General features: G+C 62.7%; 13 protein-coding genes. 7 read left to right on the top strand and 6 right to left on the bottom strand.

Annotation, left to right across the window (positions count from 1 at the left end):
- The first annotated feature begins 49 nt into the window (after nt 1-49).
- From AC2FLM_RS22660 to AC2FLM_RS22690, 7 genes are read left to right on the top strand one after another with little or no spacing between them, the layout of a single operon-like run.
- Nucleotides 50-1033 carry a thiamine pyrophosphate-dependent dehydrogenase E1 component subunit alpha gene (locus AC2FLM_RS22660; RefSeq protein WP_496860054.1) on the top strand — a complete coding sequence of 328 codons (984 nt, stop codon included), beginning with the start codon at nt 50-52 and terminating at the stop codon, nt 1031-1033.
- Between the two features lie 11 nt (nt 1034-1044).
- Nucleotides 1045-2040, top strand: a complete 996-nt coding sequence (locus AC2FLM_RS22665) for an alpha-ketoacid dehydrogenase subunit beta (RefSeq protein ID WP_234220001.1) — start codon at nt 1045-1047, stop codon at nt 2038-2040.
- Complete coding sequence (locus AC2FLM_RS22670; protein ID WP_496860055.1) at nt 2030-3310, top strand: biotin/lipoyl-containing protein; 1281 nt, start codon at nt 2030-2032, stop codon at nt 3308-3310. The genes AC2FLM_RS22665 and AC2FLM_RS22670 overlap by 11 nt, the downstream gene beginning before the upstream one ends.
- A gap of 17 nt (nt 3311-3327) precedes the next feature.
- Entirely contained in the window at nt 3328-4755 is a 1428-nt protein-coding gene (locus AC2FLM_RS22675; RefSeq protein ID WP_496860056.1) for an NAD-dependent succinate-semialdehyde dehydrogenase, read from the top strand.
- A 5-nt stretch (nt 4756-4760) separates the two neighbouring features.
- Nucleotides 4761-5639: a 2-oxo acid dehydrogenase subunit E2 gene (locus tag AC2FLM_RS22680; protein ID WP_496860057.1), complete on the top strand. Its 879-nt coding sequence runs from the start codon at nt 4761-4763 to the stop codon at nt 5637-5639.
- Between the two features lie 10 nt (nt 5640-5649).
- Entirely contained in the window at nt 5650-6060 is a 411-nt protein-coding gene (locus AC2FLM_RS22685; protein ID WP_496860058.1) for an FAD-dependent oxidoreductase, read from the top strand.
- Nucleotides 5982-6677: an oxidoreductase dimerization domain-containing protein gene (locus AC2FLM_RS22690; RefSeq protein ID WP_496860059.1), complete on the top strand. Its 696-nt coding sequence runs from the start codon at nt 5982-5984 to the stop codon at nt 6675-6677. Before AC2FLM_RS22685 ends, AC2FLM_RS22690 begins: the two co-directional genes overlap by 79 nt.
- Before the next feature lie 471 nt (nt 6678-7148).
- Here AC2FLM_RS22690 and AC2FLM_RS22695 read toward each other — a convergent pair whose 3' ends face one another.
- The 6 genes from AC2FLM_RS22695 to AC2FLM_RS22720 form a co-directional block, all read right to left on the bottom strand.
- Nucleotides 7149-7853 carry an ABC transporter ATP-binding protein gene (locus tag AC2FLM_RS22695; RefSeq protein WP_234143772.1) on the bottom strand — a complete coding sequence of 235 codons (705 nt, stop codon included), beginning with the start codon at nt 7851-7853 and terminating at the stop codon, nt 7149-7151.
- Nucleotides 7854-7864: 11 nt separating this feature from the next.
- Complete coding sequence (locus AC2FLM_RS22700) at nt 7865-8593, bottom strand: ABC transporter ATP-binding protein (protein WP_234220006.1); 729 nt, start codon at nt 8591-8593, stop codon at nt 7865-7867.
- On the bottom strand, nt 8590-9540 hold the full coding sequence (locus tag AC2FLM_RS22705; protein WP_234220007.1) for a branched-chain amino acid ABC transporter permease: 951 nt from the start codon (nt 9538-9540) through the stop codon (nt 8590-8592). Before AC2FLM_RS22705 ends, AC2FLM_RS22700 begins: the two co-directional genes overlap by 4 nt.
- A gap of 1 nt (nt 9541) precedes the next feature.
- Complete coding sequence (locus AC2FLM_RS22710; protein ID WP_496860060.1) at nt 9542-10393, bottom strand: branched-chain amino acid ABC transporter permease; 852 nt, start codon at nt 10391-10393, stop codon at nt 9542-9544.
- Nucleotides 10394-10467: 74 nt separating this feature from the next.
- Entirely contained in the window at nt 10468-11760 is a 1293-nt protein-coding gene (locus AC2FLM_RS22715) for an ABC transporter substrate-binding protein (protein ID WP_234143768.1), read from the bottom strand.
- Nucleotides 11761-11890: 130 nt separating this feature from the next.
- The gene (locus AC2FLM_RS22720; protein WP_496860061.1) at nt 11891-12034 is read right to left on the bottom strand and encodes a hypothetical protein; all 144 of its coding nucleotides are present in this window, start codon (nt 12032-12034) and stop codon (nt 11891-11893) included.
- Between the last annotated feature and the right edge of the window lie 67 nt (nt 12035-12101).

Consider the following 12101-nt stretch of genomic DNA (forward strand, 5'->3'; position numbering starts at 1 on the left):
AGACTGCCCGGACCTTCGGGTCCGGGCGATTTTGTCAAGGATATCGCCCATGAACCCCGCCAATAAGACATCGAACGCAGAGGACTATCTGCGCATGTACCGCCAGATGGTGCGCATCCGCACCTTCGAGGACAACGCCAATCAATTGTACCTGTCGGCGAAGATGCCAGGGCTGACGCATATGTATTCCGGCGAGGAAGCCGTCGCTGTGGGCATCTGCGAGGCGCTGACCGATGACGACCGCATTACCTCGACCCACCGGGGCCACGGCCATTGCGTGGCCAAGGGTGCCGCGTTCAAGGAGATGTTCTGCGAACTGCTGGGCAAGGAAGAGGGTTATTGCCGGGGCAAGGGCGGCTCGATGCATATCGCCGACCAGAGCCATGGCAACCTGGGCGCGAACGCTATCGTCGGCGGGTCGATGGGCATCGCCACCGGATCGGCGTTGCGCGCCAAATTGCAGGGTTCGGACGATGTGACAGTCTGCTTCTTCGGTGACGGCGCCACCGCGCAGGGGCTGTGGTACGAAGTGATGAACATGGCGGCGCTTTGGGGCCTGCCGGTAATCTATGCCTGCGAGAACAACGGCTATTCTGAATACACCAAGACGGACGAGATCGCTGCCGGGTCACTGACCGCCCGTGCCGAGGCCTTTGGGATCGAGGCGCATACGGTCGATGGACAGGACGTTCTGGCCGTTAACGATTTGACCCAGAAACTGGTTGCCCGGGCGCGCAAGGGCGAAGGCCCGTTCATGATGGAACTGATGACCTATCGCTATCACGGTCACCATGTCGGCGACATCAACCGCGAATACTATCGGCCCAAAGAAGAAGAGCAGGATTGGAAGGATAACAAGGATCCTATCACCCTCTTCGGCGCATACCTGACCAAGGAAGGGATCGCCAGCACCGAGGAGCTCGAGGCGATGCAGGCCGAGATCCGCGACGAAGCCAAGGCCGCCGTCGAATACGCACTCAACGCCAAATACCCCGATGCTGTCGAAGTCGACATGCACGTTTTTGCGGATTGAGGAGAGAGAATATGCGAAACATCACCCTGTCCCAGGCCGTGAACGAAGCCCTGGCAGAGGAAATGCGCCGGGACGAGACCGTATTCATCATCGGCGAGGACGTGGCCGAGGCCGGCACGCCCTTCAAGGTGCTGTCCGGTCTTGTCGAGGAGTTCGGAACGACCCGCGTGATCGACACGCCGATTGCCGAACCGGGCTTCATGGGCATGGCCGTCGGCGCGGCCATGACCGGCGCGCGTCCGGTGGTCGACCTGATGTTCGGCGACTTCATTTTTCTGATCATGGACCAACTCTGCAATCAGGCCGCCAAGACGCATTACATGTCGGGCGGAAAGCTGAACGTACCTCTGGTGTTGCGCACCAACCTCGGCGCGACACGCCGCTCGGCAGCACAGCACTCGCAGTCCCTGCACGCGCTCGTCGCCCATATCCCGGGGCTGAAGGTAGCGCTGCCCTCCTCGGCCTACGAGGCAAAGGGCCTGATGAAGACCGCCATCCGCGACAACAACCCGGTGGTCATCTTCGAAGACAAGCTGATGTACAACGACAAGGCCCCGGTGCCGGAGGAGGAGTACCTGATCCCCTTCGGTGAGGCGCATGTGCTGCGCGATGGCACGGACATCACGCTGATCGGAACCTCGTCCATGGTGCAGGTCTGTGAAAAGGCGGCCGAGATCCTGGCGGCTGAAGGTATCAGCGCCGAGGTGATCGACCCGCGAACCATCGTCCCGCTGGACGAGGAAGCGCTGTTGAAATCGGCGAAGAAAACCAGCCGCGTCATTGTCGTCGACGAAGGCCACCAGAGTTTTGGCATCACTGGCGAGATTGCCGGTCGGATCAACGAAAAGGCCTTTTATCATCTTGATGCGCCGGTGCTGCGCATGGGCGCGATGGACGTGCCGGTGCCGTTCAGCCCGGCGCTTGAGGACATCACCGTGCCAACGCCCGAAGCGGTGGTCGAAAACGCCCGCAAGCTCATGTCCGGGGAGATGATCCATGCCGCATAAGGTGATCATGCCCGCGCTCGGCATGGCGCAGGACACCGGGTTGATCGTTGCCTGGCACAAATCGCCCGGCGACCCGGTGGCCGAGGGCGATGTGCTGTTCGAGGTGGAAACCGACAAGGCGACAATGGAGGTCGAGGCCCAGGCCGCGGGCTTTCTCACCCAGGTGCGCGCCAAGGCTGGCGACGATGTACCGGTGGGCGACGTGATCGCCGTGATCGGCGAGGCGGCTGAGGTCGACCAGGCCGAGGAACCGTCCGCAGACGCGGCGCTATCCGCACCCGACCTGCCCAAAGGCAACAGGGTGATCATGCCCGCGCTCGGCATGGCACAGGACACCGGGCTGATTGTTGCATGGCACAAGGCGCCGGGCGATGCCGTGACCTCGGGCGACGTGCTGTTCGAGGTCGAGACCGACAAATCCACGATGGAGGTTGAAGCCGGGTGCGATGGCTTCGTCGCGGCCCTGCTGGCAGAGGCCGGCGAAGAGGCCCCGGTGGGCGAGGTCATTGCGGTGATCGCCGTCGAAAAGCCAGAGAACCCGGTGCAAAAGAGCCGTGCCAGAACCACCGCGCCCGCCGCCGAACCGGCGCCGGTTCCGATTGCGAAGACACCCGAAAAGGGGGATGTGCGACCCCGGCCCGTACCCGCGCTCCCCGCCTCTGGGGACGGCCGTATCCTGGCCTCTCCCAAGGCACGCCGCTTGGCTTTGGAACAGGGGTTGGAACTGGGTCGCCTGGTCGAGGCCGGTCACCCGCAACCATATCATGTCTCCGATCTCGAAGTGCTGAAAACGCTGCCCCCTGCCGCACCTGTCGCGCTTGGGTCCGCATCGCGGCGCCTGACCGCCACGCCTGCATCGGACGGGTTCGCTGGCTTTGCCACATGGGCGGCACAGAATGCCGACCTGTCGGACCCACGCGCACTGCTTGCCGGCCTGGCCGGAGCCAGCCTGGGGTGCGACGCGATCGTGGCGGTCGAGAGCTTTGGCGATGTCGCGACCTATGCCGCGCCGATGGGTCCCCTGTCTCATGTCGAACCCGCCGATCCCGAGGCCGTGCCCGCTCTCACCCTGCGCGACCTGCGCATGAGCTCGATCAGCGGGGTGGACCTAGGGCCGGAAGACAGACCGGTTCTGACCCTGACCCGCGCGGGCGCCGGGCTGACGATCACGCTCGAATGCGCCGCCCATCACATGACGGCTCGCGAAGCCGTCGCCCTGATTTCCGATTTCGCAGGCCGGATGGAGCAGCCGCTCCGCCACCTGCTTTGATCCGACGGGAGACCGACATGGACTACACCGATCTCTATATCAACGGCCAATGGCACAAGGGCAGCGCCGGGCGTTTCGATGTGCTCAACCCCGCCACCGAAGAGGTACTCGCCTCTGTCGCCTCCGCCGATATCGCCGACGCCGAGGCCGCGCTGGATGCTGCCGAGGCCGCGATGAAAGACTGGGCCGCCCGCACGCCCCGCGCCCGCTCGGAAGTGCTGCGCAAGGCCTGGGAACTGATGACTGCCCGGCTTGAAGACTTTGCCCACCTGATCACGCTGGAAAACGGCAAGGCCCGCGCGGATGCTATGGGCGAGGCGACCTATGCCGCCGAATTCTTTCGCTGGTTCGCGGAAGAGGCCGTACGCGCCGATGGGCTGATCACCCATGCGCCTGCCTCTGGCGCGCGGATCATGGTGCAGCACAAGCCTGCCGGCCTCGCCGTTTTGGTGACACCTTGGAACTATCCTGCGGCCATGGGCACCCGCAAGATCGCACCAGCGCTGGCCGCGGGCTGCGCGGTGATCATCAAGCCGGCCTCGGAAACGCCACTGACCATGCTCGCGCTGATGCCGTTGCTTGAGGAGGCCGGCGTGCCGTCGGGTCTGGTCAATGTGCTGCCCAGCCGCAAGACCGGCGCGCTGGTCGATCACCTGATGCACGATCCGCGCGTGCGCGTGGTCAGCTTCACCGGCTCCACAGGCGTAGGCCGCAAGCTGCTCAAGGGCGCCGCCGACCAGGTCCTGAAACCGGCGATGGAGCTGGGCGGCAACGCACCCGTGGTGGTGTTCGAAGATGCCGACATGGACACGGCCATCGAGGGCACGATGCTGGCCAAGATGCGCAACCTGGGCGAGGCCTGTACCGCCGCCAACCGCATTTACGTGCATCAAAGCATAGCCGAGGAGTTCACCCGCCGCCTTGCCGCCGCCATGTCCGCGCTCAAGGTGGGCGATGGCACGGATCCCTCTGTCGATGTCGGTCCGCTGGTCAATGCGGACACCCGCGACAAGGTGGCCGCGTTCGTGGCCGACGCCGTTGCCAAGGGGGCGAAAGTAGAATGCGGCGGCACCGTGCCGGACGGAAAGGGCTTCTACTACCCACCCACCGTTCTGTCGAACGTTCCGGAAACCGCGGACTGCGTACATGACGAAATCTTCGGCCCGGTCGCCGCGATCCAGACCTTCACCGATCAGGAAGAGGTCATCACCCGCGCCAACGACACCGAATACGGGCTTGTCGCCTATGTCTTCTCCGAGGATATGAAACGCGCACTGCAGGTTTGCGAGCGGCTGGAATATGGCATGGTCGGCCTAAACCGTGGCCTGGTCAGCGATCCGGCGGCGCCGTTTGGCGGGGTCAAGCAATCGGGGCTGGGCCGTGAGGGCGGGCACGAGGGCATGCTCGAATTCATGGAAACCCAGTACATCTCGGCGGCATGGTGAGCGGCATGTCTGATGTCATCGCACCGCCTTCGGTCCGGGCGCTGGCCCTGCAAAAGGGCATCGACCTGGAAAAGCTGGCCCGCGAACTGGGCCGCACGACAATCGCGCGCGAGGATCTGGAGAGCGGCAAACCGGCCGCCGGACCCGTTGGAGACACGACCTATTGGGACGTGGATCATGCGCAATATGGGCCCGTCACCGAAGACCCGATGAGCCGGTTCGCCCGGGTGGCCGCAGGCAACCTGGCGGCTGCCAACGCTCTGATCCCGCAGGTGACGCATCATGACCGCGCCGATGTCACCGCCATCGACACGCTGCGGAAAGAGCTGAAGCCCGAAGCGCAGGCGCGCGGTGTCAAACTGACCGCGCTGGCGTTCCAGGCCAAGGCGCTGGCGCGGGCGTTGCGCGAATTTCCGCGCTTTAACGCCTCGCTCAGCCCTGACGGCAAGGCCCTGATCCTTAAGGATTACGTGCATATCGGCATTGCCGTGGACACTGCCCATGGCCTGATGGTGCCGGTGCTGCGCAACGTGGATCGCAAGGGGCTGTGGCAGATCGCGGACGAGATCAGCGACCTCGCCGATCGCGCGCAGGCGCGCAAGATCGGGCCGGACGAGATGGGCGGCGCGTCGATGTCGATCTCGAATCTCGGCGGCATCGGCGGCCTCGGCTTTACCCCCATCGTCAACCCGCCCGAGGTCGCGATCCTTGGCATTACCCGGACCGAGACGGTCACACTCTGGGAGGGCGACACGCCGCGCCCGGTGCCGATGGTGCCGCTGGACCTGAGCTATGACCACCGGGTGATCAACGGCGCCGATGCGGCGCGGTTCATGACCTACCTGGCCGGGCTGATCGCCGATCCGCGCCGGATCATGGTCTGAGGGGGCCGGGATGGCGGAAAATCACGCCGATTTCATCGTGCTTGGCGCCGGACCCGGCGGATATGCCAGCGCCTTTCGCGCCGCTGATCTGGGCCGCAAGGTGGTGCTGGTCGATCCGCGCGCCACGCTGGGTGGGGTTTGCCTGAACGAGGGCTGCGTTCCGTCCAAGGCGTTGTTGCATGCCGCCGAGATCCTCCGCGAAACCCGCCATGGCAGCGTCTGGGGCATTTCCACGGGCAAGGTGGCGGTCGATCTCGACATGCTCCGCGCCAGGAAGGACGCGATCGTCGGACAGTTGACCGGTGGGCTTGTCGGGTTGCCAAGCGTCGCGAGGTGCAGGTGGTGCGGGGCACCGCAGAGTTCACCGGGGCGCAGAGCCTTGAGATATGCGGCAAGCCATGGACCTTTGATCAGGCGGTGATCGCCGTGGGCTCCGCCACGGTGCGCCTGCCGGGCTGGCCCGAGGACGACCGCATCTGGGATTCGACGGCTGCTCTGGACCTGCGCGCGCTGCCGAAACGGCTGGCTATCGTCGGCGGCGGCATCATCGGGCTTGAGATGGCGACGGTTTACGCCGCGCTTGGTTCGGATGTGACAGTGATCGAGTTCATGGACCAGATCGCCCCCGGCGCCGATACCGAGGCGGCGCGCATCCTGCATGCGGCGCTGGAGGCGGACGGGATTACGATCCATACCGGCACCAAGGTGGCCTGGGCCGGATTGACACAGGCGCAGGCCAAGGAACGCGACATCTCTCACAAGGTCGCGTGCTTCCCCTGGGCGGCGAGTGGGCGAAACCTGTCCGCAGGCGGTGGCGACGGGCTGACCAAACTGGTCCATTGCCCCACCAGCCACCGGGTTCTGGGCGCTACCCTGGTCGGGCGCAATGCGGGCGAACTTCTCGCGGAATGCGTGCTGGCGATGGAAATGGGGGCAACGCTGGAAGATATCGCGCTGACCGTACACGCCCATCCGACACTGTCGGAAACCGTCGCCTTCACCGTCGAACGGGCACTTGGCAGCCTGACGGACCTGTAGCTTCGTCGGGCTGTCCATCGACCTGGGCGACAGGACCACGCTGGTCAACGGCGCGGGCCACGGCAGCGGTCGGGCGATTGCCTCGGTCTTGGCACAATGCGGTGCACAAGGGATCGAGGCAGAACTCTGATTACAAGAAAGCTCATGTCGAACTTTCCTGTCAATTCAATAACCCAAGAAAGCCGCTGCTGCGCACGTTGCGACGCCTACAAATTGCTTTTCGGTTGCCTGACGACAAATCCTCCTCGCCAAACTCCCGTCGGAGAGAACCTTTCGCGCGGGGAGTAGTTCGGAAACCTGGCGGCCTCGGTGTCGAGGCATGGTACCGACAAGAAGAAACCGGCTGTCGAGGCGGAGGAGCGCCCCTTACTGTCGGCGAAACCGCTCTTCCGGCTACGTTACAGTCCCGGAATGAACCTGACACTGTTTACGGAGTTGCAGCCGGAGGATTAGAGCCTGTGTATTCCCCCCTCATGTCCCGAAATACGCCCTGTTCAGATCATCGTCCTCCATCAACTCCTCGGGCGTGCCACTGATGCGCAGATGGCCGGTTTCGAGGACATGGACCCTGCGCGCCAACGACATCGCGAAGTTGATGTTCTGCTCGGTGATGAGAATGGTCAGCCCGTCCTCTTCATTCAGACGACGCAATGTCTGGGCAATCTCCGAGCAGACCTTGGGAGACAGGCCGATCGTGGGCTCATCCACCAGCAGAAGCCGCGGAGAGGTCATCAAGGCCCGGCCCACGGACACCATCTGGCGTTCGCCGCCGGATTGGGTCGCGGTTTCCTGATTGGCACGAGCCTTGAGAACGGGGAACAGTTCGTGCACATGGGCCAGGTTGCGGGCGATGTCGTCGCGGGCGGTGTAACCGCCAACCAGCAAATTGTCCTCGACCGTCATGAAAGGGAACAGGTGCGCCCGTTCAGGCGCGTAGCCCACGCCCATCTCGACGATCTCAGACGAGCGGCGCCCAACCAGGTTCTGCCCGTCCAGCCGGATCGCACCGGTATTCGTGACCATGCCCATGATTGAATCCATCAGCGTGGACTTGCCCGCACCATTGGTGCCGATTACCGCCACGATATCCCCCTTCTCGACCGAGAACGAGACGTCATGCAGCGATTGCGCCCGTCCATAAAAGGCCGAGAGATTTTCGATTTCCAGCAATGCCATTGCGTGCCCCCTCAATGTCCCAGATAGGCCATGCGCACGGCCTCGTTGCTCATGACCTCCTGATAACTGCCCTGGCAGACGAATGTGCCCTGCGCCATCGCGATGGCGCGGTCGATCAGCGGTTCGAGCGAGCGCAGATCGTGGCTGACGATGACATAGGTCAGCCCCTCTTGCCGCTTCTCGTTGAGCAGGCCCGAGATTTGCGAGATCTCGCCCGCTGTCAGCCCGGCGAATACCTCGTCCAACAGCATGACTTCGGGCCGGGTCGCCAGGGTTCGCGCCAGTTCGAGCTTGCGCAGGTCTCCCATGCTCAGCTCTGCCGGGTCGCGATGCAGATCCCCTTCGCTCAGCCCGACCGACCGGGCCAGGGCGACTCCCTCCTTGTGGTCAAAGGGCGACAGCAGCATGCCCAGGATCGAATCCGGCATCAGTCCGACCTCGATATTGGCCAGCACGTCCATGTCCGCAAAGGGACGTGGCACCTGGTAGGTCCGCGCGACGCCCCGGCGGATGCGCTTGTGGGTCGGCAGGCGCGTCAACTCCTCGCCATGCAGGCGGATCGAACCGGAATTGACCCTGTGCTCGCCCATGATCAGGGAAAAGATCGTGGTCTTGCCGGCCCCGTTCGGGCCGATCAGCCCCACGCTTTCGCCCTTGTCCACCACGAATGACATGTCATTCGTGGCCACCAACCCGCCAAAACGCTTCACCACATGATCGAGTTCGAGGATCGTGCTCATGTGCGGCCTCCGGTCAATCTGGCGCGGCCCTGCCGGATCACTTCGTAGAGGCCTTTGGGCTGATACATATAGAGCACCAGCGCAATGCCCCCATAGATGAAGTATCGTTCAGCCCCAGGCAGGAAGGGCCGGAGGTATTCCAGCAGGAAGGTCAGGAAAAACGCTCCGCCCAGTGGGCCGATGATGGTCGAGGCCCCACCCAGCAGGGCGGCCACGATGATGGTGAAAAGAAAGTTGATGTCGAAGAGCGCTCGCGGTGCGATGGAGCCCAGATAATGTACGTAGAAGGCGCCGCCAATACCGGCGACTCCGGCGCCGACGGTAAAGGCGAACAGCTTCAGCTTGGTGGTGTTCAGCCCGGAACCTTCGACCGCTTCCTCGTTCATTCCGATGGCCGACAAAGCCGTGCCGAGCCGGGTTTTCATCATCGCCCACAGGGACATGGCGATCACCCCCATCAATCCGAGCGAAATATAATAGTTGTTCTCAGCGCCTCTGATCAGGGTCTCGACCCCCGAGATGCCACGCGTTCCGCCGGTCAGGTCGGGGCGGATCACCTGCACCAACTGATACATCAATTCCATGAAGGCCAGTGTGACCAGCGCGAAGTAGGTGCCCTTGATGCGCAATGCCGGCAGGAAGAAAAGGATGCCCGCTGCCATCGTCACCACAACGGCAATCGGGATCGAGTATCCCAAAGGCACGTCGAAACGATAGCTCAGGATCGCGCTGGTATAGGCCCCGATACCGATCAGAAAGGGGTGGCCGAAACTGATATAACCGGTGCGCCCAGACAGCACATCCCAACTCATGGCGAAGATCGCCAGGTAGTTGGCAAAGATGATGGTGCGCAGCGTCCCCTTGCCGACCAGTTGCGGCAGCAAGGCCATGCCGCCGAGGAACAGCGCCCAGTAAAGCATGTGTTGCCATTTGATTGCGGGTGTCATGTCAGAGCTCTCCCCGTCCGAACAGCCCTTTGGGCATCAGAACCAGCACCGTGATGATCAACAACATGGTGAACACGCCGCGCAGCTCGGCCGCGATCAGCGTGGTCGAGATGATCTCCATGAAGCCGATTATGTGGGCGACGATCAGCGTGCCGATGATCGACCCGATGCCGCCGACGATCACCACCGCCACGGCGATGATCAGGGGCGCCACCCACATCGACGGCGAAAGCTGGGTGTACGAGGCAAAGAAAACGCCCGCCACAGCGCCCAAAGCGCCCGACAGCCCCCATGTGATCATGTTGATCCGGTCGGGATTGATACCGGAAATCGCCGCGCCCTTGACATCCATGCTGACCGCCGAAATGGCGCGCCCAACATGAGTCCTTCGTACAAAGTGATAAAGCCCGATCAGGATCACCCAGCTGGCGATGGTCGCCGCCAGAATGTTGTAGGTGACGGTCGCCCCACCGACCCGCCAGACCCCGTTGACGATAGGGTGCATGATTTTGGGACTGTCGTTGAACACAAGGACGATACCCGCCTGGATCACCACCGCAAGGATCAACGTCGAAATCTCCACGGCAACCGGGTCCGATTTCAAGGGCTTCACGATCAGGCGGTGTTTCAGAAGTCCGGCAAGAATGCCGACCGCGACGGCCACCAGTATCCCGGCGATCTTTGGAAAACCCAAACTTTGCACCACCCAGAAATAACTGTACCCGCCCAGCATCAGATAGGCGCCATAGGCGAGGTTCAGAACGCGCCCGACGCTGAAGATCATGGTGAAACCGATGGAGATTAGCGCATAGAGGCCGCTCAGCAGCAGGCCCTGGATCAGGATCTGGCTCATGAGGTCATCCTTTGGGAAAAGTCATCGTCATCGATCCGGGGGCGTGAGGAAGACGCCCCCGGACCAGCGAGGGGTCACTTGACCCAGCTTGGGACCTTGAATTCACCGGTGGCGTATTTCGGTGGATAGACAACAGCGTTCGTGCCGTCCTCGTACCACTGGATCACCACCATCGACGGCGCGCCATCGTCATAGGGCGGCGTAATGTCAAAGCGGATGTTGTGCGGATAGGTGCGCCCGGTGCGCGGCTCGACCTCGCCCGGTTGCCAAAAGCCGTAGCGCAGCCACATCTGGCCATCCCGTTCCAGCACGATGTCCTGTTTCTCCATCGCCTCGACCCAGGTGGTGTTGTTGAACCCGCCCGCCTCTTCGGCAGCTGCAAATGCCTGGTAAATGCCGTGATAGGCGTTGAACCCGTTGAAATGGGGGAATTTCGGACGGCTGTCGCCAAATCGCTCCACGTATTTGTCAGCAAATGCCTTGCTTACGGGGTCCAACGCGAAGCCGACCGAGGGCACCGGCGACAAGGTCGAGATGCCACCCCCGGCACCGCCGGTGTCTTCCCAGTATTCCTGGCCCAGTGCCGCCACGTTCACCCCGGTCATTGCCTTGGGCACTTGCAACTTCACGTATTGCGAGCTGACCACCTGCGAGTTGACCGACGAGATGATATAGATGAAATCCGCCCCGCTATCCACGGCCCGGTTGAAGATCGGCGAGAAGTCGACCGTCGCTACGTCATAGACGATGGTGTCCACCACCTCGATGCCAGCCTCGGGTGCCAGCAGCTGACTGACCAGCCCGTTGATGGCGCCGCCGAACGCGGTGTCTTCCTGAAGGATCACCACCGATTTCCAACCCATCTGACCGGCCAGCACGTCTTTGCCGAAATCGATATACAGTGTCGCCAACGCCTCGTCAGAGGCGACATTCATGAAATAGGGTTTGTAGTCGTCATAGTCCTCGACCAGCTTGTCGATAATGCCGATATAGCTGGTCCAGGTGTCCAGGGTCGGGATCTGATACTCGACCATACGCGGCAGCCAGCCAAGGCTCACATCGTCGATCGACCCGGATATGATGAAGTCGACCTCTTCGGTTTCAGCAAGGTACTCATAGGCCTTGATGCCCTCGGTCACGTCCTCCCCGGTGTCGGCCTCGACCAGGGTGATCTGCTGACCGCCGAGAACGCCTCCCCTGGCATTCAACTCGTCGATGGCGATCTGTGCCCCGCGCAGCGTGCTGCGACCCGCGTCGGATGCAAGCGATCCGATGAACCCCACCTTAACGTCCGCAGCGGCGATCCCGGCGCTCATCAAGCAGGCGAGCGAAACCGAACCCAGCCACAGTTGCGTGTTCCAATTCATGTTGATCCTCCCAGAACTATGTATTCCGTATACAGTACACGGTATCCTAATTCAGTCAATCCTTGTCTCCGTCGTGGAGAAAATCGTGACGCAGCCTGACGGCACACAGGCCAACGAGACTGCGAAGGGGTCATCCCTGACGCGGCAACTCGAAAAATCTCGCCATCGATTCGGCGAACCGCACACCTTCGGCGCCGCCGTCGCTGCTTGATCTCGCTTCGGCCAGCAGACCGGGCTCGACGGCATCGGCCAGAACCTCCAGCATGCCCTGCATGAAGTCCGGGGTGATCTCGGGGTGATGCTGGGTGGTGAAGGCATGCGCTCCGGTGGATTAGGCGCTG

The sequence above is a fragment of the Ruegeria sp. SAZD011 genome (assembly GCF_059612545.1).

Excerpts from the sequence above, each read along its gene's own strand:
- AC2FLM_RS22660 (WP_496860054.1), top strand. The coding sequence starts at position 50 with ATGAACCCCGCCAATAAGACATCGAACGCAGAGGACTATCTGCGCATG.
- AC2FLM_RS22665 (WP_234220001.1), top strand. The coding sequence starts at position 1,045 with ATGCGAAACATCACCCTGTCCCAGGCCGTGAACGAAGCCCTGGCAGAG.
- AC2FLM_RS22670 (WP_496860055.1), top strand. The coding sequence starts at position 2,030 with ATGCCGCATAAGGTGATCATGCCCGCGCTCGGCATGGCGCAGGACACC.
- AC2FLM_RS22675 (WP_496860056.1), top strand. The coding sequence starts at position 3,328 with ATGGACTACACCGATCTCTATATCAACGGCCAATGGCACAAGGGCAGC.
- AC2FLM_RS22680 (WP_496860057.1), top strand. The coding sequence starts at position 4,761 with ATGTCTGATGTCATCGCACCGCCTTCGGTCCGGGCGCTGGCCCTGCAA.
- AC2FLM_RS22685 (WP_496860058.1), top strand. The coding sequence starts at position 5,650 with ATGGCGGAAAATCACGCCGATTTCATCGTGCTTGGCGCCGGACCCGGC.
- AC2FLM_RS22695 (WP_234143772.1), bottom strand. The coding sequence starts at position 7,853 with ATGGCATTGCTGGAAATCGAAAATCTCTCGGCCTTTTATGGACGGGCG.
- AC2FLM_RS22700 (WP_234220006.1), bottom strand. The coding sequence starts at position 8,593 with ATGAGCACGATCCTCGAACTCGATCATGTGGTGAAGCGTTTTGGCGGG.
- AC2FLM_RS22705 (WP_234220007.1), bottom strand. The coding sequence starts at position 9,540 with ATGACACCCGCAATCAAATGGCAACACATGCTTTACTGGGCGCTGTTC.
- AC2FLM_RS22710 (WP_496860060.1), bottom strand. The coding sequence starts at position 10,393 with ATGAGCCAGATCCTGATCCAGGGCCTGCTGCTGAGCGGCCTCTATGCG.
- AC2FLM_RS22715 (WP_234143768.1), bottom strand. The coding sequence starts at position 11,760 with ATGAATTGGAACACGCAACTGTGGCTGGGTTCGGTTTCGCTCGCCTGC.
- AC2FLM_RS22720 (WP_496860061.1), bottom strand. The coding sequence starts at position 12,034 with ATGCAGGGCATGCTGGAGGTTCTGGCCGATGCCGTCGAGCCCGGTCTG.